The following is a 23742-nucleotide window of genomic DNA, read 5'->3' as shown; positions in this document are numbered from 1 at the left end:
ATTGAAAAAAAAACATGATAAGAAATAAATACTTTATCCTGGCAGCTGCACTATTGCTTTTGAATCCGGCAATGCAGGTAAAAGCCCAGGGCGATCAGCGTACGCAATCTACCCGGATCGCAGATTTGTTAACACAGTTACCTGCAAATGATGCAAAGCTTCTTGCAGCAAATATGAATGATATCTTACAGCTCGGAGATGTTGGGCTGGCTGCATTAATTATGGGTTTGAAAGCTCCCGGTGCAGGAAATAATGCTTTAATAGAATATGCTGCCGGTGGTTTTGCTGCTTTTGCAAGCAGTGGTAAGCAAGAAAATGCGAGGAAAATGAGTGTCGCAGCGTTTACGAACGCAATAGGCAATTTACAAGATAAGCAGAATAAATCCTTTTTATTCAGCCAGCTCGATCTCGTAGCAAAAAATGATGCTATCGCAATTTTAACGCCTTATTTAACAGATCAGGATTTGGTAGATCCAGCGGCACGTGCGTTGGTTAAGATTCAATCTGCTGAAGCCGACCAGGCTTTACTAACCGCGCTTGCGTCTTCGACTGGTCAGCCCAGATTAGCGGTGATAAATGCTTTGGGCGACCGTAAAGTTAAGGCTGCAGTTGCTGAAATTTCAAAATCTGCTGCAGATCAAGACAGCCAGCTGAAAAAGATGAGTCTGCTTGCATTGGCCCGTATCGGAGACCTTTCCAGTGAAACTGTTTTATTGGATGCTGCGAAACAAGCCCAGTTTGTATCTGAAGATAGTTACGCTGTTTCATCTTTATTAATTTATGCAACTAACCTTGCCCGGAGCGGAAATGGAAAAGCTGCTGCTGGTTTAGTGAAGAAAATAGACGGAGCTGCACAAAAAGCTGGTTTAATAGACCTTAGGACCGCTGCTTTGGCTATCAGAATCATCGCAGAGCCTGAGCAGAAAACAGAAATCTTACAAAAGGCTCTGAAAGAAAAGGATGCACAGTACCGTGGTGCCGTGATAGAGTTGGCTATGAATGATAAAAATGCTGCTGATATGCAGTCATGGGTTAAACAATTCGATAAATACGATGCCGCCAGGCAGACTGAATTGCTGACTTTATTTGCCAGCGGAAAAAATGCAGATGCATTGCCGGTGGTTTTGAAAGCGATCAATAGTAAGGATCAGCAATTGAGAAATAGAGCTATACAAACGGCAGCTATTGTGGGACAACAAAATGCCGTTCCTGCGCTGCTTGATGCACTACCGGGAAAAGATGCACAGGAGACGGATGCCATTGTCGCAGCATTAAACAAAATCAAGGGTGAACAGTTGATTAATGATATTGCTGCTTACATACCTAAAGCAAAACCTGAAGTGCAGATTCCTTTACTCAAGGTTCTGGCTTTAAGGAGAGCTAATTCGCAGGTGAGCAATATACAGTCGCTGATGGGAAGTAGCAATCATGATGTGAAGACAGCCGCCTATGCAACGCTTAATGCAACGGTTAATTCTGGAAATCTTCCTGCTTTATTTGCAATGTTGAAAGCCAGTCACAGTCCGCAGGAACTGGAAAGTGTGCGTGATGGTATTATTGCCGCATTAAAAGGTAACGTGCAGGGGGAGCAGCAAACAGATCAGATTTTGACTGAAATGAATTCAGCACCAGCTGACAGAAAAGCTCTTTATTATAATATTTTATCAAGTGTTGGCGGTCAGAAAGCGCTTGCAGCAGTGAAGCAGGACTATACTTCGGGTACTCCGGATCAGCAAAAAGCTGCCCTGAATGCACTAGCTGGCTGGTCTGATCAGGGGGCAATGACAGAACTGATTAAAATCGCAGCTGCAAATAAAGACGAATCTGTTAATCAGACCGCGATCGGCGGATACCTCAGGTTGATAGGCGTTTTGGATGTAACGCCGGAACAAAAATTATTACTCGTCCGTGAGGGAATGGCTGTAGCGGTTAAGCCTGAACAAAAACAGCAATTCCTCAGACAACTAGGCTCTGCCAAAACATTTAATGCATTGGTCTTTGCTGGAAAGTACCTGGACGATCCTGCACTACAGCAGGCAGCTGCACAAGCGATTATGAATATTGCTATCGCAGACAAAAGTCTCAACGGTTCTATTGTTCGTAATCTGATAGAAAAAACGATGGGACTTTTAACAGGGGGCGATAGTGATTATGAAAAAGAAGGTTTGCGCAAATTATTGGCTGAAATGCCAGCTGGGGAAGGTTTCGTAACTATGTTCAATGGGACAGATCTGACCGGATGGCAAGGGCTGGTTGAAAATCCGGTTAAACGTGCACAAATGAATGCGAAGACTTTAGCGGCAGCACAGCAGAAGGCCAATATAGCGATGTTGGATAGCTGGAAGGTTAAAGACGGAGAGATTCAGTTCACAGCTCATGGAGAAAACCTGGCGACTGTAAAAAAATATGGTGATTTCGAAATGCTGGTAGACTGGAAAATTATTGATGATGGTAAACAGAAAGGTGATGCCGGAATTTATCTGCGGGGTTCCCCTCAGGTGCAGATCTGGGATAATTCTATGACTAATGTGGGTGCGCAGGTTGGTTCAGGTGGCCTTTACAATAATCAGGTTAATGAAAGTATACCCTTAAAAATAGCAGACAATAAACTGGACGAATGGAATACTTTCCGCATCATTATGAAAGGTGACCGTGTAACTGTATATCTGAATGGGGTACTCGTAACTGATAATGTAATTCTGGAAAACTACTGGGACAGAAGCATGGCCATCTTTGCAGAGGAACAGATTGAACTGCAGGCACATGGATCTCCGATAGCTTATCGTGATTTATATATCCGGGAAATCCCGAGACCTCAGCCGTTTGTATTAAGTGCAAATGAGAAAAAGGAAGGCTTTAAAGTTCTTTTTGACGGAACCAACATGCATGAGTGGCAGGGAAATACCACGGATTATATTATTGAAAATGGCAATCTGGCCATTCGCACAGTTCCTGGAAAAGGGTCTGGCGGAAACCTGTTCACTAAAAAGGAGTATGGTGATTTTATCTTCCGTTTTGAGTTTAAATTGACTCCCGGTGCGAATAATGGTTTGGGAATCCGTGCTCCTTTAACTGGTGATGCTGCGTATGAAGGAATGGAGCTGCAGATTCTTGATGATGATGCACCCATCTATAAAGAGCTGGAGAAATATCAATACCATGGTTCTGTATATGGTACGCTGGCTGCGAAACGTGGCGGTTTGAAACCAGTCGGAGAATGGAACTACGAAGAAGTGGTCGTTAAGGGGCCGAAGATCAAAGTAATTCTGAACGGAACTGTAATTCTTGATGGTGATTTGACGGAGGCACGTAAAAATGGGGCCGCCGACGGTAAGCCACACCCTGGTTTATCCAGGGATAAGGGTTATATCGGATTCCTGGGACATGGTTCTCCGGTAGACTTCCGGAATATCAGGATAAAAGACCTGAGCAAAGCAAAAAAATAATCCGTCCAGCATTAATTTTTTATTCATGAGTACTGAAACTAATCAACTTCCTGAAGAAAAGATCGTGGACAGAAAGTCCATCGACAGCAATGACAATTCAAGAAGGAATTTTATAAAAACAACAGCATTGGCTGCAGCAGGATTTATGATCCTGCCGCGCCATGTTCTGGGTGGTAAAGGCTTTCTGGCACCCAGCGATCGTTTATTGGTTGCCGGAGTCGGCGTAGGCGGAAAGGGAGAATCCAATCTGAATAATATCCATAATGGCGGTAAATCTGAAATTGCATTTCTATGTGATGTCGATAGGCGCAGAGCCTCCAATTCGGTGAAAAAGTATCCTCGGGCAAAATATTATGAGGATTACCGGGAGATGTTAGATAAAGAGAGTAAAAACATTGATGGGGTAGTCATATCTACGCCCGATCACAATCATGCAATGATCACAATGGCAGCTATGCAGTTAGGTAAAGCTGTTTATGTGGAGAAGCCTTTATCACATGATATTTATGAGGCTCGAAAAATGACAGAGGCTGCACAAAGATATCAGGTAGTTACCCAAATGGGTAATCAGGGTTCTTCCGGCGATGGTGTGCGGCAACTGCAGGAATGGTGCGATGCGGGCGTAATTGGTAAAGTCCATACAGTTTATTGCTGGACGGACAGGCCACTCTGGCCACAGGGTATTACCTGGCCTTCGATTAATGGTGAAATTCCGAAGGAACTCAATTGGGATCTCTGGCTTGGCAGCGCGCCATATAAACCCTTCATTGATAAACTTGTTCCTTTTAACTGGAGAGGCTGGTGGGACTACGGGACCGGTGCGATAGGCGATATGGGCTGCCATTTGGTCGAACCTCCTTTCCGCGTACTTGGGCTTGATACGCCATTGGATGTGCAGTGCAGCGTTGGCAGTATCTATGAAGATGAGTTCAAGCGCGGATATTATCCGGACAGCTGTCCTCCTTCAAGTCATATCATAATGACTTTCAAGAAAACAAATAAGACTAAAGGCGATTTGAGGTTACACTGGATGGATGGTGGCATTAAGCCGGGCCGGCCGGAGGAGCTGGGCGCGAATGAACCTTTTGGTGCAAATGGTGTTTTGTTTGAGGGCACAAAAGGAAAAATGATGTGTGACGTGTATGGTTCAAATCCACGTTTACTGCCTCTTTCACGCAACCAACAGGTGCATACCAAACAGAAGATCGAGCGGGTAAACGGTGGTGTCGAAGGACATTACTGGCAATGGGCGGAAGCAGCTATAGCTGGATATGGAAAAATCAGGCTGAGTTCTCCTTTTGAAATTGCAGGTCCGCTGACAGAGACTTTATTAATTGCAAATCTGGCTATTCGGGGAACCGATGTAAGAACGGCGAGAGCAGGTAGCGGTTTTGAGTACCCTGGAAGAGATATTAAAATGATCTGGGATAAAGACCAGCTGAAAGTTACCAATTTTGATGCCGTAAATGCTTATATAAAAAGAGAATACCGTCAAGGCTGGAGCCTTGGTACTTAAAAAATAACCGTCATGGAAACAGGAAACAAAAACCTGAGAGTACTGGTCGTGGGATGTGGTAACATGGGCTCTTCCCATGCTGCCGCCTACCATCATCTGGATGGATTTGAAATCTGCGGACTGGTCTCGAAAGGGGATAGTAAAAGAAAATTAAATGATAAGCTCGGGGCTGATTACCCCTTGTTTGATGATTTTGAGGATGCAATTCAAACCTCCCGGCCTGATGCAGTCTGTATCTCCACTTATCCAGACACTCACGAAGCATTTGCGATCAGGGCGATGGAAAGTGGTTGTCATGTATTCATAGAGAAACCACTTGCCGATTCGGTCGCTGGTGCACAGCGGGTTGCTGCTGCTGCTAAGAAGTATCAAAAGAAACTACTCGTGGGCTATATACTCCGCTATCATCCTTCCTGGCAGAAGTTTATTGAGCTTGCCAGAGGGTTGGGTAAACCGTTGGTCATGCGGATGAATCTAAACCAGCAAAGCCAGGCTGAAAAATGGGCCGTGCATCAGAACCTGCTTAAAAGCTTAAGCCCTATTGTTGATTGCGGAGTTCATTATCTGGATGTTATGTGTCAGATGACCCGTTCCAGGCCGATTGAAGTAAGCGCTATCGGGGCGAGACTTTCAGATGTTATTGCGGCCGGTAATTATAATTACGGACAGCTGCAGATCAGGTTTGAAGATGGTTCTGTGGGATGGTATGAATCTGGCTGGGGACCGATGATGAGTGATACGGCATTCTTTATCAAAGATGTAATTGGTCCGCAGGGCGCAGTTTCCATCGTTGCACGGGAAGCTGCGGCATCCGGTAATTCAGATAATATAGATTCGCATACCCGTACCGAATCTATTAAAGTTCACCATGCAGAATTAGATGCTGCCGGACACTTTGCAAAGCCCGATACCTGGATAGATATGCGTGATGAACCTGGTCACCAGGAGTTGTGCAACAGGGAGCAACGGGCATTTTTAAAAGCCATTATTGAAGATGTAGATCTTCAGGAGGCAACTGAAGAAGCAGTAAACAGCCTGAGGATTGCATTTGCATGTGATGAATCTGTACGGAAGGGAGAGCGGGTTAAACTCTGAAGTGTTGGCCAGCCTCTTTTCTTTCCTGAAGATGTTCCTGCTGGGGGCTGCTCATCGACTTGCTCAGACGAATCTGAAGGTAGAACATCATGGATGACATGGTTATTGCTGCTGTAGCTAACCAAGTGTTTTCCAGTAAATAGGAGGCGATAACCAGTACGATATTGACCGTAAATAGCCATAGGCTGATTCCAGCCGCGGAGTGAATCGGGAATTTTTTCATAAATACTTTATCAGGCGTAAAAAATTGATTTCCTACAGCCCCAAACCAATTGTTGGCTTGGGGCTTAGCTGATAAAGTCCTTACAGGTTGTGCGTGAGAAATAACCAAAGTGGTAATGAACGGCCACACGTTTAGCATACATCATAAATGTTGTCTCCATCTCCCTGGAAAGGGAAACTTCATACCTGAAAAGGTCCGTTCTATGCTTTTTTTGGTTAGTCATAATCGCTTTGTTCCTTGAACAGCCTCAGGGAGGCTGAAGGGTTAGCTTATACTAATTTCTAAATTTTATTCATATAAACAAATTATAAAATCCTTATCTGCTGATAATCAGTATCGCTCTCCCTATCTTTGCCATTCAATCTAACAGCTAAACAAACCTCAGACAAGGCATGGCAGCAACAAAAAGTGATATCAGCGACCTCAAAGACATCCAGCTTCTGGTAGATGACTTCTATCAACTAGTCCAGCATGACGAACTGATCGGACCCATCTTTTCTGCAGCCATTTCCGACTGGGAGCCCCACCTTCAGCAGATGTATCGCTTCTGGAATGCCGCCCTCTTCGGCGCACCAGGATTCACTGGAAATCCCTTCGCCAAACACGCCCGCCTTCCCATCGCACCCCAGCACTTCAAACGCTGGCTCGAACTCTTCTCCCAAACCGTCCTAAACCTTTTCGAAGGTGAAAAAGCTACCGAAGCCATCCACCGTGCCAACCTCATGGCCGAAATGTTCATGCGTCGCCTCGACTCCCTGCGCAACAATAACCGAACCCCCATCGTTTAAAAAAACAAACCCTACCTCTATAAATTCCTCTACCCGATCTTTTCCAAAAATCCCCACCCTACTTGCCTCCCAAATTCCTTCCAATAATTAACATCTACACAAAAAACCGACTCATACTGCCTTCCTAAATGCCATCCAATACCTAAAATTTACAAAAAAACCCATACCAGTCCTCCACCAGCCCATCCAAAAAATCCAGCAAAAAAACCCATACCGGCCCCCTAGTTGGCGCTAATTCACGAAGGAATACTCGTAAAAAAAAGGGTGTAAGTTTTTTTGCGTGCCTACAGCTTTGCTGTCAGCACAGAAAAAAAATCTTACACCCTTTTCTTTACGCTTTTCGTGAACTAACTCAACGTAAAACCTCTTCCAAAAACATCGTGCACATCATGGATAACCACAAAAGCCATGGGGTCAAGCTCGTGAATTGCGCGTTTCAGCTCCATTAATTCAGGCTTGCTAATCACGACATAGATAACTTCTTTTGGATTTTTTGTATACGCACCGCTGCCATGGAGAATAGTGGCTCCACGGAACATACCTTCCGTAATTTTAGCGGAGATCTGTGCAGCTTCTGTGGAGATGATGGTTACTGCCTTTTTGGTATTGAAGCCCTCGATGATAAAGTCGACGACTCTGGCACCGACATAAACTGCTATTAGCGTGTACATTGTGTTTTCTGGCCCGATGATAAATGCCGAAAGTGCGATAACGACGATATCTACAATCAGCATGGCAGTTCCTAATTTCCAGCCCCAGAACTTTTGAAAGAGACGGGCAATAATAGCGGAGCCACCGGTTGTTCCGCCCGATAAGAATACCAGGCCTATTCCACCACCGACTAGTACGCCGGAGAAGATTGCGGCCAGTAGTGGATCTGAAGTTAGTGGCTTCAGTTCATTTTCAGTCAGGAACAGGAACAGAGAGGAGAAAAATATGCCGAATATGGTGTAGATGATGGTGCGTTTATCGAGTAGCTTATACCCGATAACCATCAGTATGGCATTTAAAATCAGGTTTAATATCCCGGGAGACCAGTTGAAATAATAGAAGGCAACAATGGTTAACCCAATTACACCACCCTCGGAAAGTTTGTTGGGGATAGCGAAAAAATTAATTCCCACAGCGAAAAGCAGCGTACCCAGGATGATTAATCCGAAATGCTTTGCATGGTCTTTTGTTAGTTTGATTTTCATAGATTTTAGAGAAAAGAAGAATGCTAGATCTGCACATGTATGTTATCTAATAATTCTGTTACAAATATCTGAAAATTATGACGTTTTGAGGATAACAATTTGATGATTGGTGTAAATTGAACAATTTGTAAAAATGACACCGAAAACGTTCAGTATTTTGATATTATGGTGTTGTATTACAGGTGATTATTGAGTTTTTCTTAAAAAATAATTAACGATCTGTAAGTTTGAGGGTTTTTTATTCCGAAAAAAGACTAGTAAGACAGTGGGTTAATGGTTTTTGTGGTTTTTAAACGATATATACGTTTAAAATATTTCGATTTCGTTAAATCGGAAAACAAAACGCCTAAAAGTCAATCGTATTTCGTCAATAGCTTTATAATAGGCATTCTATTGCACATATTGTACCCGAATTTATTACAAACCACATTATTAACACTAAATGAAAAAAAAACTACTTAATTTTCTTGTGTTGAGTTTGTTGTGTTTAAGCACGGCATTTGCTCAAAACAAAAATGTAAAAGGAAGAATAATCGGAGCAGAAGACGGGCTTTCAATCCCTGGAGTTTCTGTGAAGGTTAAAGGCACGACAATTGGTGCTCAGACGGATGGTGATGGAAACTTCACAATCGGTCCGGTTACCCCAACAAGTGTATTGGTTTTCTCTGCTCTGGGATACGGAACTGCAGAACAGACAGTAGGAACCAGAACGCAAATCAATGCAACACTTAAAGAAGATTCTAAAGCGCTGGAAGAGGTTGTGATCAACGTAGCGTATGGAACTTCGAAAAAAGAAGCAATTACTGGTGCTGTTGCACAAATCAATAAAGGCGATCTGGAACTTCGTCCATTAACGAACGTGAACAATGCATTGGCGGGTGCCTCTGCTGGTGTAGTTTCTACCGCATCCAGTGGCCAGCCGGGTGCTTCCGGATCTATCAGGATCCGTGGTTTCGGATCGATTAATGCCTCAAACACACCCCTATATGTAGTAGATGGAGCTCCATATGATGGCGATATTTCTAACATCAATATGAATGATGTACAGAATATTTCAATTCTGAAAGACGCTTCTGCTTCTGCACTTTATGGTTCACGTGCAGCTAATGGTGTTGTCATTATTACGACTGTCAAAGGTAAACAGGGCGGCGACCAGTTAAATCTTAATTTAACACAGGGTGTGAGCTCAAGAGGAATGGCTGAATACGACCGCGTAAATGCTTTTCAATACTATCCATTGGCTTTTCAAGCTTACAGAAATAGTTTAGTTTACCCTTTAAGCGGCACACCTTTAACACCTGGAGCAGCAGATACAAAAGCATCTGCAGAAACCTTCAAAAACTTAGGTTACAATCCATTTAATGTTCCAAATGACCAGGTGATTAATGGTTCAGGTCAGATGAATCAGAATGCAAAATTAGCTTATGATGATTTTGACTGGATTGAGCCGTTAAAGCGTGTTGGTAAAAGGACAGATATGAACATGAACTACAGTGGTGCAACTGAGAAATCTGACTATTTATTATCATTAGGTTATTTGAATGATAAAGGATATGTGGAGAAATCAGATTTTACAAGATTTACCGGAAGGGTAAATGTGAATGCAAATCCATTAAAATGGTTCAAAACAGGATTAAATATTTCAGGGAACGTTACTGAATCTAATGTTGCGAATGGCTTAGGAACAGCTGGAGGTACAGGAAGTTCTTCTTATAACAACGTTTTCTTCTTCTCCCGTAATATTGGTCCGATCTATCCAGTTTACAGACATGATGCTTCAGGCGCTTTCGAACTAGATAACAACGGCAATAAAATTTATGATATCGGTGCGCTTCGTCCTTCTGGTGCAAGTAATGGAAGACATGTCGTTCAGGAAACAGATTTAAACTATAACCTGTTTAAAAGAAACACAGTTAGTGCGAGAACTTATGGAGAGATTACTTTCCTGAAAGACTTTAAATTTACGCAAAAGATCAATGTTGACATCTCGAATACAGACAGATCAAGCTACGATAACAATATCGTCGGTGATGGTGCACCTGCAGGAAGAGCGACCTTAACAGGTATCACGCAGACTTCACTGACTGCCACTCAGGTTTTGAGTTATAACAAAACGGTTAACGATCACGGCTTTGACTTTATCGCTGGTCATGAGACGTACAAATTCAAATATGATTATCTGACAGGATCTAAAAATTCACAAGTATTAGACGGAAATACAGAGTTGGTTAACTTCTCTACGATCAGTAACCTGAATTCTTATAAAGACAAATACACGCTGGAGTCTTATTTCACACAATTGAACTATAATTATCAAGGTAAATATTTCCTGAACGGATCATTCAGACGTGACGGTTCTTCCAAATTTGCACCAGACAGCAGATGGGGTAATTTCTTCTCTGTCGGAGCATCGTGGCTGGTTAGTCAGGAAACATTTATGAAGGATGTAGAATGGGTTAATTACTTAAAACTACGTGGTTCATATGGTTCTGTAGGTAATGACAGATTATTAGACGCTGATGGTTTAGAAACTTACTATAACTACAAAGCTTATTATAATCTGAATAACAACAATGCTCAGGAAGGTGGATTATTACTGAACTCACTGGCAACTCCTAATTTAAAATGGGAAACTAATTATTCGAAAGATATCGCTGTTGAATACAGCTTGTTTAAAAACAGGTTACGTGGTACCTTCGAAGTATTTGACAGAAGATCTGGTAACTTATTATTTAATGTTCCACTTCCTGTCTCTAACGGTATCCCGACTATTGCAACCAATATCGGAGAGATGTACAATAAAGGTATCGAGATCGAAATCGGTGGTGACCTGATTAAAACTAAGAGCTTTAAGTGGGATGCCAATATTAACTGGACAACAGTTAAAAATAAGATCACGAAAATGCCTGAAGAATCGCCAACTATTATTGATGGAACAAAAAGGTTAGCTGTAGGACAATCGAGATATGATTTCTGGCTTAAAAAATGGGCTGGTGTAGATCCTACTGATGGTTCTTCATTATATGTGAGAAATATGGATATCGCAAGCAGCAGACCATCTGAAAACAGAACTATTGATGGTAAGGAATACACAACCAACATCAACAATGCTGAATTTGGATACAATGGATCTGCGATCCCTGATTTTTCTGGTGCAATTACCAATACGTTTAAGTATAAAGACTTTCAGTTCTCTTTCATGATGAACTACCAGGTAGGTGGTAAAATTTATGACAGTGCTTATGCAAATCTGATGTCTTATTCTAGCTATGGTGGGGCATTACATGTCGATGCATTAAATGCCTGGAAAAATGCGGGTGATGTTACTGATGTTCCACGTTTGGACGTTGGTTCTTCAGCAAATAACAATGGTCAGTCTGACCGTTGGTTAATTGATGCTTCTTATTTAGCATTAAGATCAGCTACACTATCTTACACATTGCCAAAATCCTTTATTTCCAAAGTTGACCTGAAAAATGCAAGAGTATATGTTTCTGGCGAAAATCTGCACGTTTTCTCTAAACGTAAAGGTTTGGATCCTAGCTATTCTTATACTGGAGTAAGTTCTAATGCTTATTCGCCTACACGTACGATCAGTTTAGGATTGAACGTTTCGTTTTAATAAATAATCTTGATATCAACTATTGTATATACAAATGAAAAATTTAAAATATAAATTAATTCCGGTTCTCTTCGCTACAATGGCTTTAGGCTCTTGTAAAAAAGACTTCCTGGAAACTACACCAACACAACAGGCAGATGATGCGACTGTTTTTGCGACTACAGCAAATGCAATGGCTGCACTAAACGGTATTCATCGTTCCATGTATTTACGATACGATGCGCAGGATCAGGGCGGGCAAGGTTCCATGAATATTAACATTGACATGCTTGGTGATGATCTGGTAAATACTGCAGCAGGTAATGGATGGTATAATTCTACTTACAGATGGACTGCACACAGAAGTGCAGCTAGTACTACTGATAAGTTTGCTTATAAGTTCTATTATCAGATCATAGCTAATGCGAATAACATTATCGAGAAAATTGGTGGTGCAGAGGGGCCTGAAGCTGATAAAAACCTGATTAAAGCTGAAGCACTTACTTATCGTGCTTGGGCTCATTTCATGGTCGTTCAACTCTATGCTAAACGATATGATTTTGCTGGTAGTAATACTCAACCAGGTGTCCCTGTTAAAACAAAACTAGATACTGAACACGTAGGACGTGGTACAGTTGAGCAGGTTTATACGCAGGCGAATGCGGATATTGATGAGGCTATCACTTTATTCGCTACGGCTTCTGCCAGTCCGAATAAATCGCACTTCAATATAAAATCTGCAAAAGGAATTAAGGCACGTATTGCTTTGACTCAGGGAAAATGGACTGATGCAGCTAAATTTGCTGCGGAAGCAAGAACCGGTGTAGAATTGATGTCTAATGTAGATTACCTGGCAGGATTTAACAGCTATACCAATCCGGAATGGATCTGGGGCAGTAAACAGGTGGAAGATCAGACTTCATATTTCTATTCTTTTTTCGCTTATATGTCTGCTAACTATAATTCGTCAAATCTTAGGGCAAATCCGAAAGCAATTAATTCCAACCTATACAACAAGCTCTCGAAAACAGATATCAGAGCGCAATTATGGGATCCGACCGGAGAAAATAAAGCCTTTCCAATTCCAACCAGTACAAGTGTAAGAGCGAAATATATGAACCGCAAGTTCCTGGTAGCCGGAGTAACTTCAGTTGGTGATGTTGTGAATATGCGTGCTGCCGAGATGTACCTGATTGAGGCAGAAGGTTTAGCCAGAGCGGGTCAGTATGGTGCTGCTCAGGATGCGCTGTATACTTTAGCCAAAAAACGTGATGATGCTTATGTGAAATCTACTAAAACGGGCAATGACCTGATTGAAGAGATCATGGTGCAGAGACGTGTGGAGCTTTGGGGTGAAGGATTCCGTTTTACGGATCTTAAGCGTTTAAACCTTCCGTTAGACAGAACCAACAGTAATCATACGGTTGCTTTGGCTCAGACATTGAGTGAGCCGGCTGGTGATGCGAGATGGCAATGGCTAATTCCGCAAAGCGAAATTGATGCGAATAAAGCAATTGAACCTGGAGATCAAAATCCATAATCAAGAATACTTAAGAAAAAGGGTGCCCGAAACGGCACCCTTTTTTATTTCCTGTATTTTCCAGGAGGAAGCATATTAACCTTCAGAATAAATTTTAAAAATTAAGCAGATTCGGGAATCATTAATAACTTAGCAGTATGTCATCGCATCATATCGTCAGAGAAAAACAAGAACCGGCACTGTATATTCATGAGCTGGGAAATTTTAGTGAAGAATACCTGGGCCAGTTACTGGAATGGAGCCCAACGCTCATTGTCAACGGAGCCGTCTATGAAAAAGTCCTGAGTCTGGGGCTCAAAGTGGATGTTGTGCTGAATACACTGGAAGGGATTGCCGTGCAGGAGAATACAAAATCTATTATCGGACCCGGTGATGAATATAATACGGTAATGAATTACCTGATTTCAGAAAAGTATCCGGCGGTCAATGTGATTGATACCGACAAGGATCTTGCGGATCTGGCCTTTTACATAGACCGGATCAATATTGTGCTGTTTACGCCTGAAGAGAAGTCATATGCAGTTAAAACAGGGTTCAGTATATGGAAACCTGCAGGAAGTGTGTTTCTGATCAATGTCGTGTCTTATTTCGAGGCGACAAATTTGAGACAGGAGGACGAACGTGTTTTCAAAGTCGTTGAAGATGGTTTTGTAGCCTTTACTTTTGCGACTGAATTTTTGTTTTTGACAGAATATTTATGATTACTTTAAGAATAGCCAAAGAAGAAGATCTGCCTGTTATAGCCAATATCGGAACTATCACTTACGGTCCGACTTACGCACATCTAATCGGGCAGGAGCAGGTTGACTATATGCTCGGGAAGTTTTATACCCTGGGTGCTTTAAAAGAACAGCTGATGCAGGGACATATTTTCATCATTGCACATGAACAGGGTAAAGACCTTGCTTTTGCATCCTATTCCACTACCGACCCTGAGAAGGGGATTGTGAAGCTTCATAAATTATATGTATTGCCGGAAGCTCATGGGCTGGGACTTGGTAAATTCCTGATTAATGAGGTCCGTGACAAAGCGATAGATGCAGGAGCGAAAAGCCTTGAGCTGAATGTTAACCGGGATAATAATGCCAAGGATTTCTATGAAAAGGCTGGCTTTAAAATCAAAGAAACCGTTGACATTGAAATTGGCAACGGTTTCCAGATGAATGATTATGTAATGGCTCTGCCTCTATAAAATTACTGAACCAGTTTAGGAATTCTGGTCGGGGTATCCTGACCGTTCACAATACTGATTGCACTTTTGGCAATTGCCTTAATGGTAAAGAGGATATTATCGACATCCAAGGAGCTATACTCGTCCTTAACGGTATGATACAGCTTATCTATATCAATCTGGTCGGTACTGATCGTATGTGCCGGTACACCTAATGCTGCTAATGTTGCATTGTCACTCCTGTAGAAAAGATTCTGCTCTGTATAAGGATCCGGGTGGAATGTGAATTCTGTACCTTTCAGGTTTTTTTGCAGGATCTTTCCGAAATCTGATTTTTCATAACCGGTGATAAATGCGGTATGTTTTCCGAATTTACTTTCTTTACCTATCATCTCAATGTTAAACATCGCTACCACATGATCCGGGTTCAGTTGTTTAGAGAAATGGGAAGCGCCGTATCCACCAATTTCTTCGGCAGTGAAAGCGACAAAAATCAGCGTACGTTCGTTATTATTTAGCTTTTTATAGTATTTGGCCAGCGCGATCATAGCTGTAGTGCCCGAAGCATCGTCATCTGCACCATTAGCAATGGTATCCTGCCCGGCAACCGATGAAGGGATTATTCCCAGGTGATCATAATGGCCGGAAAAGATAACTAGTTCGGCAGCTTTGGATTTACCCGGAATTATACCGCCAACGTTGAATAACTCCATTTTTTTGACGCTGCTACGCAGGGAGACGCTAAATTCTTTTACTGCGGTTTCAGGAGTAAGCACAAAAACCAGTGCTGCAGGATTGTCGCTCTGTAGATCTTTCTCATCCAGGTTTGTTCCTCTGCCAGCATAGTCCTGTAACTGTTTGAATTCGGCCTTAAACTTCGGATCAACCAAAATCAGTTGTCTTTTTTTACTGCGTGCCAGCGCCCGGTATTGTTCGCGGAACGGTTTTGCCGGATCAAGGGAGATCGCAGCTTCACTGTTCGCATTGCTGAACTTATTTTCTGCAGCCTGATTGCCGACAACAAGAACGTTTTCCGAGGCTACTTTCGCCCCGTTTACAGTTACATCACTGCTTAAGGGTTTTACCTGGTATTTGTAAAATGTCTGACGGTATCCTTTCTCACCCTGAAGAGGCTGAAGTCCTATTTCTTTAAACTCTTTTTCAATAAAACTCGCCGCTTTATCAATACCAGGGCTGAAAGTTGCACGTCCCTGCATTTCATCGCTGCTCAATGTTTTGATCAGCCTGTCTACATAAGGTTTGGTGATAATCTTGTCGATATCCTGTGCGATAGCCGGCGGGCCCGCCAGCAGTAAAATGAGGGGGTAAATTAAATGTTTCATCAATATAAAGTTAAGCAATAAAAACAGGCTATTTGGCAGGATCTTCATTCCAGAATTGTTTCTTTTGCGCAGTTACGCTGGCTATTTTGGTATCCTGAACTCCATCTGTTACCGCAATTTCAAATTCTCTTTCTTTGTCTGACTCGTGTAGCTGGCTGTCTTCCAGATTCTTGATAGCCTTATCATACGGTCCTGTCGCGCTCATCAATTTAACAAATACCGGCAGACATTCAAAGAAGATAAACAGTAATCCAATGAAAGTCACAGCCAGGGCGGTATTTTCATCTTTCGTTCCGTCAGTATTGAAGCTTAACCGTCCTAGTGCCCAGTTGCGGTCGGCAAACCCGGCAATAGATGCCAGGCTATCCAATTCTTTACCAGTAAATAGTTTCTCCGTCCGCATTCCGTCAAACTGTTTCCGGTCATCCATAAAGCCCTGAAGTTTTTGAACAGCTGACTGGACAGAATCCAGCTCACGCTGTCTTTGCTGTAGCTCTGCTTCCTTTCTTTTTGCATAAGGACCATAACCCATCTGTCCGGACGTCTCCTGCGTTTTGGTGCCGAAAACTTCGAAATTCAGTTTCTTGCGATCTTGCTGGATGCCAGATGTGAGCGAGTCCTGTAAGGCCGAATTCTGCTGTAGCTGACGAAATTCCAGCTCGTACTTTTTCTGGAAAGTTTTATTAAGCGTATCAATCTTGGAGCGCTGATTATTCAAATAACTTACCTTAAGACGCTCCCGGATCTCTTTATCAAAGATTTTAAGTTCCAGCGGGCGGGAGATTACAAGGCCAATCATAACGGCCAGCACGATCCTCGGTAAAGCCTGTAATGTTTGTTTGAAAGCCGATCCGCTTTTATTGATACTGGACACGATATACCGGTCCATATTGAAGATGGCCAGGCCCCAGATTATGCCAAAAAACAAGGCAAACAAAACAGCGAAAGAATCGCCCTTAAAGACAAAGTACATGGCATACCCGCCGGAGAGCGCTGCAAAAAGGGCAGTGAAAAAGATAGTGGCCCCGATACCAACATATTTCTGGTGTTCTGTAGGATACTTTTGAAGTGTTTGCTGATGTACTCCGGAGCAGAACCAGAAAAAACGAGACAGTGATTCCATCGTATTAATTTAAATAATAAAAAACTATTAAACGCCTGTAAAACTGAGTTGTTACAGCTGACTTGTGCATTCCTCAAATTTTGACTGACGTCTGTCAGGATAACCGCAGATAAACTTTATATTTGACCTTGTAAGCTTATGCAAGCTTCATGAACATTAAAATAAATATCATGAAAGAAATTAGTGTACAGGAACTGAAAGATAAAATCGATAATAATGAGGATTTTCAGCTGATCGATGTCAGGGAAACATTTGAATACGAGACTTCCAATCTGGATGGCCTGAATATTCCTTTAGGCGGAATCTTAATAGAGACAGATAAAATTGCCACCGACAAACCGGTTATTATGCAATGCAGAAGTGGGAAACGCAGTGCAGCAGCTGTAATGCAACTGGAGCAGATGCATGGTTTTACTAATTTATATAACTTAAAAGGCGGGATCCTTGCCTGGCAGGCAGCTTTTGATCCGGAAATGCCAGTTTACTAGAAATGAAGAAACAAATCGCATTAAATACTTTCTATACCATTGGAATTGTAGTCTCTGTGCTTGGTCTGAAATGGGCAATAGAGAATAGTAATTATCCTGTTATAGCTTTGCTTATAGCCACGGCAGGTTTCTTTTTATATCTAAAAATTAATCTTGTAAAAGAGGTTAAAAAAGCTATTAAAGAAAAAGAAGAGCTTTATAAATCCAGTGTTAAGAAAGAAACAAAGTAGATGGTATACCTTTCAGGCCCAGGCCTGGAAGGTTCTCTAATACGTATCTGCCTTTTTCTAACAATGGTCTTTCGAAGGGATTATTGACCGTCAGAAACGGACCGTCCAGATCTGACCAGTTGCATAAAGGTGCCAGTGCCATTGCAGCTTGAGTGGCAATGGAAGTTTCACTCATACAGCCAATCATTACTTTCATCCCCAGTTTTCTGGCCTTGCTGATCATCGCTGCAGCTTCGTACATCCCTCCGCATTTCATCAGTTTAATATTAATGCCATGATATGCTCCTTTAATGCGATCTATATCGCCAAGGCGTTGTACGGCTTCATCGGCTAGTATAGGAATAGGGCTTCGTCCCGTGAGCCAGGCGTTTCCATCATGATTATTTTTATCCATAGGTTGCTCTATCAAGACTACGCCCTGGTCATGCAGCCAATAAATTAAATCTATAGCCTCTTTGCGGTTGGTCCAGCCCTGGTTCGCATCGACATATAAAGGCAGAGAACTTACCGAACGAATGGTGCGGATGAGCGCCCGGTCATCTGCAGAACCGAGCTTGACTTTTAATACTTTAAATTCTTTTGCCCCGGCAATTTTCTCCAGAATTACTTCTGGTTTGTCTATGCCAATGGTGTACGATGTGACGGGCATTTTTGCCGGGTCGGCGTGGTATACTTCATAACATGGTTTTCCTGTCAGCTTACCTTGCAGGTCGTGTAATGCAATGTCAATGGCTGCTTTAACCGCAGGGTGGCCTGCTTCCAGATCATCGAGGTAAGCAATGATCTCAGGGAAATTAAAAGGAGCGGTAAATCTGGTCCAGTCTACTCGGGCCAGTAATTGTGTTGCGCTGGTATAAGTTTCACCAAAGTAAGGGACCATAGATGCTTCGCCATAACCGTCAGTTCCTTCTGATGTTAATTTAAGGAGAAGTAAAGGCGTACTTGTTCTGCTAAACCCGGAGATCGTAAAGGGATGTTTAAGTTTCAGTTCAAAGGAAATATGGGATGCCTGCATTTCTTTGGTAATCGTAAAGTTAAAATATGGGTGTCGCTCCGAATGTAAAAATAATATCCCTAATATTGTGGTCAATATGGCTGCTACACTCTATAATCCTTTCAAAAATTTCGATTTTAAATATGAAAACTGCTTTTTAAGCGGACAGTCAGCTGATATGCCTGTTGTTCAGGTAAATGTGCTGCCTGACTGGCTCTTGAAGCTGGCCGGAATTACTGGTGAAGAGCAGATCCAATTATTGGATGAGTCTATCCGTTCCTATAACACGCTTAAAGTTCCGGTGAGTGAAGACCTATTACTGAAAGCAATATTTCCACTCGAGCAGAAAGTGGAAGCCGCATTTGAAAATGGTTATGCAGGTGTTTCCAAGCTGGATCAGACAGATCTGTTCCGGTGGATCGGTAAGTTTCTGTATAGCTTGGTTTATATTGAAATGAATGCGGCGGTAAAGCTACAGCAACTGAGTAGCGATGGCCTGAATATGTCTCAGGGACTTATGCACAAGTTCGGGAATCTACAGACCATGGTTCAGGGGATTTTCCGGGAGGTTGTTTTCGAAAACTTTTGCCCCTGGTCTATAGTTGTCGTGCCATTACAGGAGACAGGAACTCATTTTAGTTTCCGTGATGAAATAAACACACTTACCTTTTCTTTGAAAATGAAAGATTTTGGGATCATTGCCTGTCTGCAGGATAATGGTACCAACCAAAAATACCATGCAGAAATTCTGGAGCAGATTAAGGGACAAAAGCTCTCAGAACAACAGTTTGAAGAACTCTGCGCCCGCTTTTTTTATTCGGCGTATCTTTTTAACCGTCTTCCGGAATATACAGTAATGGAAGTGGAAGGGGCTGTTTATATCGATGCAATGCCACTTCGCGGAACGATTAATAAATCCCTTTTCGATGTTTGGCAGCATAAAACTTATGCACAGGTGCTCGAGAATTTCTGGAAACCCTGGGGAAACCTGCTGATGGAAATCCGTAAAGATCCGAACGCGCCAACCAGCTATTTTAATCCGCCGTCTTTACCGGCTGCAGGTTAACCGAAACGGCCAATCAACTGCCCTATAAAGTGAGGAACAATACCGGGAACTAAAATAATAGTTAACACGACACCCGTGATCGCACCGAACATGTGTGCGTCATGATTAATGTGGTCTGTGGAGTTTCTGGCCATATAGTAACAGTAAACCAGATAAAGTACGCCAAATAATACCGCCCAGATTGGAATAGGTAATGGGAAAATCATGAGGGTGGTTAAGGGATAGAACATGATATAACTAAAAAGTACTGCCGAGATAGCTCCCGATGCGCCCAGGCTATGGTAATGATAATCGTCTTTATGCTTCAGTACAGATGGTATATCACTCAGAATTAACCCTACGATATAAATTACACCAAATCTGAGACTGCCTATCGTACTTTCCAGTGCAAAAGCAAAAAAGAAAAAGGTAAACATGTTAAAAATCAGGTGCATCCAGCTCCCGTGAATCAGTCCGCTGGTTATCAATGTGTAGATGTTACTTCTGCGGTAAACACTGTAGGGGTGCAGCATAAAGCGGCCATATAAGGCCTGGTCATTAAAGGCGTAAATGCTTGTGGCTATTGTAAACAGAAAGATGATGGAAGCTACAGGTGTCTGTTGAAGATACTCGTTCATAGAAACAGATTGATTATTATTTTTGCTGCAAAATAGCAATTGCTGAGGATAAATGTGTTTGTTCAACATCATAAGAATCTTTTCAGCGTTAACTATTACCTTTATCGCGGGTTCGATCTGGTGGTTTTATATCAATCGAACTAGCTTAATCTTTTTAAAATTATGTTAAAATATCAGAACACAGCTAAATCTTTGCAAAATAGGTTTGCAGCATATGTCAAAATAGATACGCAATCTGATGCTTCCTCTGTTACGGTGCCTTCTACTGCTAAACAGAAGAATCTGGGAAGCCTGCTTGTTACTGAGTTAAAAGCAATGGGTATCGCCGATGCACATCTGGATGAATATGGCTACGTATATGCCACCATTCCTTCGAACACAATTAAAGACGTTCCGGTTATTTGTTTCTGCTCACATATGGATACTTCACCTGATTGCAGTGGATTCGAAGTTAAACCGATCATTCATACCAATTATCAGGGTCAGGATCTGATCCTTCCCGATGATCCTTCTGTTGTACTCCGTATGTCTGAACACAGAGACCTGAAGGATCAGATCGGCAATGATATTATCACGGCGAGCGGAACAACGCTTTTGGGTGCAGATAATAAAGCCGGTGTAGCAGAAATTATGGAGGCTGCGGCTTTCCTCATTGCCAACCCTGAAGTTAAACACGGGACCATTAAAATTCTGTTCACGCCAGATGAGGAAATCGGACGAGGTGTAGATCATGCAGATCTGCAGAAATTAGGTGCCGACTTTGCTTATACAATAGATGGGGAGACCTGTGGTTCTATTGAAGATGAAACGTTCTCTGCTGATGGAGCAGTATTAAAGATTCAGGGTATTAGTGCACACCCGGGTTTTGCAAAGGGAAAAATGGAGAGTGCGATTAAAATTCTGGGGGATATTCTGCATGCTTTGCCTAAGGATAGACTTAGTCCGGAATCTACTTCACAAAAAGAAGGGTTTATTCATCCTGTACAGGTTTCAGGAAGTGTTGAGCAGGCCGAGGCACATTTTATTATCAGGGATTTTGATGATGAACAGCTTGTAGCCCATGGTAACGAACTGGAAAATATCGTTAAAGAAGTTATGCAGTATTATCCCGGCTCCGCATATGAGCTGGAGATTAAAACTCAATATCGTAATATGAAAAAGGTGCTTGATGAATATCCTCATGTGCTTGAATACGGTGCATTGGCCATAGAAAGGGCAGGAGTAACTGTCAAAAAACAAAGTATCCGTGGAGGAACTGATGGATCCAGGCTCTCGCTGATGGGACTGCCTTGTCCAAATATATTTGCAGGAGAACATGCCTTTCATGGAAGGATGGAATGGGCCTCTGTTCAGGATATGGAGAAAGCGGTACAGACCATTATTAATCTTGCCCAGATCTGGGAAGAAAAAAGTTAAAAAACAGCCCCCCTTTATTGATGCTGCTTTCGGCTGGATGTTTTAAAGGGGGGCTTATAATAGGACAGGTGTTTTAAGATCTCGATATGCGCATCTCTGCAAGATATTGGTCTTCTCCGGTGTCGAATAATAAATGGCACTCCCAGCCGCATTCTTTTGCAATCTTTTTAAGGGTAAAAGGGTCTATATACAGCCAGTTGAACCACTCGCCGGTTTCTCCGCGGTAAGCATACTGGTAGCTCACTTCTCCAAAATATTTATCGGTTGGTTTCTCCATTTCTTCATAGAGGTAACTGATGTCGGAACTGTCGAAAAGTAATTGACCATCTTCGTTTAACAGTGTTTTCGCATGTTCGAGAAACCGTCTGAAGCCTTCTAGTGTTCCGGTTAGCCCAATGCCATTCATCAGGAAAAGAAGAGTATCGAATTTCTCACCGCTATAGGTATAAATATCTGCCTTTACGACTTGTTTTAAACCTCTACTTTTCATGATTTCTACTGCCGTATCAGAAATATCCAATGCAATTACATCAAAGCCCCTTTCCTGCAGGATCAGGCTGTGACTGCCCGCTCCCCCACCTACATCAAGTACTCTTCCTTCGCATAGGTCCATTGCTTCCAGCTCGATATCCGGCATCTCGTCTTCTTTACGGAAGAAGATATCCACCGGCATTTCTTCGGGTTCATCATAAGAATTATTAAGCCAGAGTATCTCAGGCTGACCAGTCTTAAACTGATCATTTAATGCATTTCCAAAAACATCCATGGCGCAATTTACCTAAATATCCGTTCTGTTGGAAAACTCGCCTGTGGATTGCGGACTTCTTCCCTGGTATTCTAATCGTGTTTTTGGCAGGCACTGCGGATAATTGTTGCGTATAAATGCAATCATTTCTTCACGAACATAGCAGCGCAGGTCAAAAGCCTGGGAAGAGTTTCTTGCGCTCATCAGAAAACGAACCTCCACAGTGTCTTCTTTGTTATCGGTAATCTGTACAACATTTACGCGTTTATCCCAAAGAGGGTTACTGCTTAATAACCGGGTGAGTTCGGTTCTTAAAGGTGGGATCGGGATGGTATAATCAAGGTACAAGAAAACGGTACCGAGTAGTTCGGCTGAAACCCGGGTCCAGTTTTGAAAGGGTTTTTCTATGAAATAGGTAATGGGAAGCACAAGCCTGCGCTGATCCCAGATACTTACAACGACATATGTTAACGTGATTTCCTCCACACGACCCCATTCTCCTTCTACAATCAGTACATCGTCAATCCGGATGGGTTGGGTAAATGCAATCTGAAATCCTGCAAGTAAATTCCCCAGTGACTTCTGTGCGGCAAAACCTATAATAATTCCACCGATACCTACTCCGGTTAGCAGCCCCGTACCTATTTTACGCATGCTCTCAAAACTCAGTAGAATGATAGATACAGTAACCAGGATAATCAATGTGATGACAAACTTCCTGATAAACTGTAATTGTGTACGGATTTTCCGCTCCTTCAGGTTATCTTCTTTATTCAGGTCGTATTTATGGTAGAATACATCTTCCAGTATCTTGATAATTCTTATCAAGATCAGGGAGACCATAATGGTCAGTGCAATTTCCATAGCTCTGCTGAGCTGGGCCCGGGTATCCTGCGAAAGGGTCATCAGACTAACCGCAGTATTCAGGAGTATCAAAGGAAGAAAGATCTGAGCAGGCCCGTTCAGGTGGCGAACAATAGAACGAACCTGAAAGGAAGCCCATAGTCGGGAAAAGATGCTAAAGAACCTGCTGATAATCCATTTCAGGATTAAACCAAAGATAATAGCTGCGAGAGCGAGTAAAATATTCTGAACAAAAGCGGGGACCGGATGGCCCAGGAAATTGAATGTATATGCCATAGGC

General features: G+C 42.4%; 21 protein-coding genes. 12 read left to right on the top strand and 9 right to left on the bottom strand.

Features of this window, described 5'->3' with window-relative positions:
- Nucleotides 1-14 precede the first annotated feature (14 nt).
- The 3 genes from BLR53_RS17575 to BLR53_RS17565 are packed head-to-tail and all read left to right on the top strand — an operon-like array spanning nt 15 to nt 6057.
- Nucleotides 15-3446: a DUF1080 domain-containing protein gene (locus tag BLR53_RS17575; protein ID WP_074591531.1), complete on the top strand. Its 3432-nt coding sequence runs from the start codon at nt 15-17 to the stop codon at nt 3444-3446.
- Between the two features lie 25 nt (nt 3447-3471).
- On the top strand, nt 3472-4962 hold the full coding sequence (locus BLR53_RS17570; protein ID WP_083332120.1) for a Gfo/Idh/MocA family protein: 1491 nt from the start codon (nt 3472-3474) through the stop codon (nt 4960-4962).
- A 12-nt stretch (nt 4963-4974) separates the two neighbouring features.
- Nucleotides 4975-6057 carry a Gfo/Idh/MocA family protein gene (locus BLR53_RS17565; RefSeq protein ID WP_037438087.1) on the top strand — a complete coding sequence of 361 codons (1083 nt, stop codon included), beginning with the start codon at nt 4975-4977 and terminating at the stop codon, nt 6055-6057.
- On the opposite strand, the gene BLR53_RS19850 is transcribed toward BLR53_RS17565, so the two are convergent.
- Nucleotides 6047-6280 carry a hypothetical protein gene (locus tag BLR53_RS19850; protein WP_139218411.1) on the bottom strand — a complete coding sequence of 78 codons (234 nt, stop codon included), beginning with the start codon at nt 6278-6280 and terminating at the stop codon, nt 6047-6049. The genes BLR53_RS17565 and BLR53_RS19850 overlap by 11 nt on opposite strands.
- A 64-nt stretch (nt 6281-6344) precedes the next feature.
- Entirely contained in the window at nt 6345-6503 is a 159-nt protein-coding gene (locus tag BLR53_RS20000; protein ID WP_157282755.1) for a hypothetical protein, read from the bottom strand.
- A gap of 169 nt (nt 6504-6672) precedes the next feature.
- Between BLR53_RS20000 and BLR53_RS17555 the strand changes: the two genes are divergently transcribed.
- Nucleotides 6673-7068 carry a group III truncated hemoglobin gene (locus BLR53_RS17555; RefSeq protein WP_074591527.1) on the top strand — a complete coding sequence of 132 codons (396 nt, stop codon included), beginning with the start codon at nt 6673-6675 and terminating at the stop codon, nt 7066-7068.
- 347 nt (nt 7069-7415) lie between these two features.
- On the opposite strand, the gene BLR53_RS17550 is transcribed toward BLR53_RS17555, so the two are convergent.
- Nucleotides 7416-8264 (bottom strand): YitT family protein, encoded by an 849-nt coding sequence (locus BLR53_RS17550; RefSeq protein WP_051759532.1) that lies wholly within the window; start codon nt 8262-8264, stop codon nt 7416-7418.
- 442 nt (nt 8265-8706) lie between these two features.
- On the opposite strand from BLR53_RS17550, the gene BLR53_RS17545 reads away from it, so the two are divergent.
- The 4 genes from BLR53_RS17545 to BLR53_RS17530 all read left to right on the top strand — a co-directional run bounded on the left by BLR53_RS17545 (nt 8707) and on the right by BLR53_RS17530 (nt 14597).
- Nucleotides 8707-11886 carry a SusC/RagA family TonB-linked outer membrane protein gene (locus BLR53_RS17545; protein WP_074591524.1) on the top strand — a complete coding sequence of 1060 codons (3180 nt, stop codon included), beginning with the start codon at nt 8707-8709 and terminating at the stop codon, nt 11884-11886.
- Nucleotides 11887-11920: 34 nt separating this feature from the next.
- Nucleotides 11921-13405, top strand: coding sequence for a RagB/SusD family nutrient uptake outer membrane protein (locus tag BLR53_RS17540; protein WP_074591522.1), 1485 nt, complete (start codon nt 11921-11923; stop codon nt 13403-13405).
- Nucleotides 13406-13542: 137 nt separating this feature from the next.
- Nucleotides 13543-14106 (top strand): hypothetical protein, encoded by a 564-nt coding sequence (locus BLR53_RS17535; protein ID WP_037438082.1) that lies wholly within the window; start codon nt 13543-13545, stop codon nt 14104-14106.
- Nucleotides 14103-14597 (top strand): GNAT family N-acetyltransferase, encoded by a 495-nt coding sequence (locus BLR53_RS17530; protein WP_074591520.1) that lies wholly within the window; start codon nt 14103-14105, stop codon nt 14595-14597. The genes BLR53_RS17535 and BLR53_RS17530 overlap by 4 nt, the downstream gene beginning before the upstream one ends.
- A gap of 2 nt (nt 14598-14599) precedes the next feature.
- Here BLR53_RS17530 and BLR53_RS17525 read toward each other — a convergent pair whose 3' ends face one another.
- Together BLR53_RS17525 and BLR53_RS17520 are read right to left on the bottom strand one after the other, a co-directional pair.
- Nucleotides 14600-15919 carry a M20/M25/M40 family metallo-hydrolase gene (locus tag BLR53_RS17525; RefSeq protein WP_074591518.1) on the bottom strand — a complete coding sequence of 440 codons (1320 nt, stop codon included), beginning with the start codon at nt 15917-15919 and terminating at the stop codon, nt 14600-14602.
- Nucleotides 15920-15947: 28 nt separating this feature from the next.
- On the bottom strand, nt 15948-17042 hold the full coding sequence (locus BLR53_RS17520) for a DUF4407 domain-containing protein (protein ID WP_074591516.1): 1095 nt from the start codon (nt 17040-17042) through the stop codon (nt 15948-15950).
- A 170-nt stretch (nt 17043-17212) separates the two neighbouring features.
- Here BLR53_RS17520 and BLR53_RS17515 point away from each other — a divergent pair, with 170 nt between their 5' ends.
- Together BLR53_RS17515 and BLR53_RS17510 are read left to right on the top strand one after the other, a co-directional pair.
- Nucleotides 17213-17530, top strand: a complete 318-nt coding sequence (locus BLR53_RS17515) for a rhodanese-like domain-containing protein (RefSeq protein WP_037438099.1) — start codon at nt 17213-17215, stop codon at nt 17528-17530.
- A 2-nt stretch (nt 17531-17532) separates the two neighbouring features.
- The gene (locus BLR53_RS17510) at nt 17533-17760 is read left to right on the top strand and encodes a DUF6358 family protein (protein WP_074591513.1); all 228 of its coding nucleotides are present in this window, start codon (nt 17533-17535) and stop codon (nt 17758-17760) included.
- On the opposite strand, the gene BLR53_RS17505 is transcribed toward BLR53_RS17510, so the two are convergent.
- A complete protein-coding gene (locus BLR53_RS17505) occupies nt 17741-18775 on the bottom strand; it encodes a dipeptide epimerase (protein ID WP_037438078.1) in 1035 nt (344 codons plus the stop codon). The genes BLR53_RS17510 and BLR53_RS17505 overlap by 20 nt on opposite strands.
- A 76-nt stretch (nt 18776-18851) precedes the next feature.
- Here BLR53_RS17505 and BLR53_RS17500 point away from each other — a divergent pair, with 76 nt between their 5' ends.
- Complete coding sequence (locus BLR53_RS17500) at nt 18852-19820, top strand: hypothetical protein (protein ID WP_074591510.1); 969 nt, start codon at nt 18852-18854, stop codon at nt 19818-19820.
- On the opposite strand, the gene BLR53_RS17495 is transcribed toward BLR53_RS17500, so the two are convergent.
- Complete coding sequence (locus BLR53_RS17495) at nt 19817-20437, bottom strand: rhomboid family intramembrane serine protease (protein WP_074591508.1); 621 nt, start codon at nt 20435-20437, stop codon at nt 19817-19819. The genes BLR53_RS17500 and BLR53_RS17495 overlap by 4 nt on opposite strands.
- 162 nt (nt 20438-20599) lie before the next feature.
- Here BLR53_RS17495 and pepT point away from each other — a divergent pair, with 162 nt between their 5' ends.
- Nucleotides 20600-21853, top strand: a complete 1254-nt coding sequence (gene pepT / locus BLR53_RS17490; RefSeq protein ID WP_074591506.1) for a peptidase T — start codon at nt 20600-20602, stop codon at nt 21851-21853.
- A gap of 73 nt (nt 21854-21926) precedes the next feature.
- Here the strand turns inward: pepT and BLR53_RS17485 are convergent, their stop codons facing one another.
- Nucleotides 21927-22619, bottom strand: coding sequence for a class I SAM-dependent methyltransferase (locus tag BLR53_RS17485; protein ID WP_037438075.1), 693 nt, complete (start codon nt 22617-22619; stop codon nt 21927-21929).
- 12 nt (nt 22620-22631) lie between these two features.
- A complete protein-coding gene (locus BLR53_RS17480; protein WP_051759527.1) occupies nt 22632-23738 on the bottom strand; it encodes a mechanosensitive ion channel family protein in 1107 nt (368 codons plus the stop codon).
- Nucleotides 23739-23742 lie beyond the last annotated feature (4 nt).

The organism is Pedobacter antarcticus (assembly GCF_900103515.1).
GTDB classification, from domain to species: Bacteria; Bacteroidota; Bacteroidia; order Sphingobacteriales; family Sphingobacteriaceae; genus Pedobacter; species Pedobacter antarcticus.
Note: the sequence above shows the minus strand (reverse complement) of the source record. Positions and strands in the feature narration are given on the sequence as shown.